The sequence below is a fragment of the Bacillus australimaris genome, assembly GCF_001307105.1.
Taxonomy (GTDB): domain Bacteria; phylum Bacillota; class Bacilli; order Bacillales; family Bacillaceae; genus Bacillus; species Bacillus australimaris.
The window spans coordinates 1-1,678 of sequence record NZ_LGYN01000017.1 but is presented as its reverse complement, the minus strand read 5'-3'; the positions used below and the strand labels follow the sequence as shown (position 1 = coordinate 1,678).

Here is a 1,678-nt window from a genome sequence, read left to right as displayed (position 1 = left end):
ATGAGTAGCGAAAGACGGGTGAGAATCCCGTCCACCGAATGCCTAAGGTTTCCTGAGGAAGGCTCGTCCGCTCAGGGTTAGTCGGGACCTAAGCCGAGGCCGAAAGGCGTAGGCGATGGACAACAGGTTGATATTCCTGTACCACCTCCTCACCATTTGAGCAATGGGGGGACGCAGGAGGATAGGGTAAGCGCGGTATTGGATATCCGCGTCCAAGCAGTTAGGCTGGGAAATAGGCAAATCCGTTTCCCGTAAAGGCTGAGCTGTGATGGCGAGCGAAATTTAGTAGCGAAGTTCCTGATTCCACACTGCCAAGAAAAGCCTCTAGCGAGGTGAGAGGTGCCCGTACCGCAAACCGACACAGGTAGGCGAGGAGAGAATCCTAAGGTGATCGAGAGAACTCTCGTTAAGGAACTCGGCAAAATGACCCCGTAACTTCGGGAGAAGGGGTGCTTCTTAGGGTGTTAAAGCCCCGAGAAGCCGCAGTGAATAGGCCCAGGCGACTGTTTAGCAAAAACACAGGTCTCTGCGAAGCCGTAAGGCGAAGTATAGGGGCTGACGCCTGCCCGGTGCTGGAAGGTTAAGAGGAGCGCTTAGCGTAAGCGAAGGTGCGAATTGAAGCCCCAGTAAACGGCGGCCGTAACTATAACGGTCCTAAGGTAGCGAAATTCCTTGTCGGGTAAGTTCCGACCCGCACGAAAGGCGCAACGATCTGGGCACTGTCTCAACGAGAGACTCGGTGAAATTATAGTACCTGTGAAGATGCAGGTTACCCGCGACAGGACGGAAAGACCCCGTGGAGCTTTACTGCAGCCTGATATTGAATGTTGGTACAGCTTGTACAGGATAGGTAGGAGCCTTGGAAACCGGAGCGCTAGCTTCGGTGGAGGCATCGGTGGGATACTACCCTGGCTGTATTGACCTTCTAACCCGCTGCCCTTATCGGGCAGGGAGACAGTGTCAGGTGGGCAGTTTGACTGGGGCGGTCGCCTCCTAAAATGTAACGGAGGCGCCCAAAGGTTCCCTCAGAATGGTTGGAAATCATTCGCAGAGTGTAAAGGCACAAGGGAGCTTGACTGCGAGACCTACAAGTCGAGCAGGGACGAAAGTCGGGCTTAGTGATCCGGTGGTTCCGCATGGAAGGGCCATCGCTCAACGGATAAAAGCTACCCCGGGGATAACAGGCTTATCTCCCCCAAGAGTCCACATCGACGGGGAGGTTTGGCACCTCGATGTCGGCTCATCGCATCCTGGGGCTGTAGTCGGTCCCAAGGGTTGGGCTGTTCGCCCATTAAAGCGGTACGCGAGCTGGGTTCAGAACGTCGTGAGACAGTTCGGTCCCTATCCGTCGCGGGCGCAGGAAATTTGAGAGGAGCTGTCCTTAGTACGAGAGGACCGGGATGGACGCACCGCTGGTGTACCAGTTGTTCTGCCAAGGGCATCGCTGGGTAGCTATGTGCGGACGGGATAAGTGCTGAAAGCATCTAAGCATGAAGCCCCCCTCAAGATGAGATTTCCCATTCCGCAAGGAAGTAAGATCCCTGAAAGATGATCAGGTTGATAGGTCTGAGGTGGAAGCGTGGTGACACGTGGAGCTGACAGATACTAATAGATCGAGGACTTAACCTATATTCTAATGTGAAGCATGAACGTTGTTATCTAGTTTTGAGAGAACATT

General features: G+C 54.0%; 1 rRNA gene. It reads left to right on the top strand.

The window, feature by feature from the left end:
- A 23S ribosomal RNA gene (locus tag AKG37_RS09315) occupies nucleotides 1–1,629 on the top strand; the annotation flags it as partial.
- Between the last annotated feature and the right edge of the window lie 49 nt (nucleotides 1,630–1,678).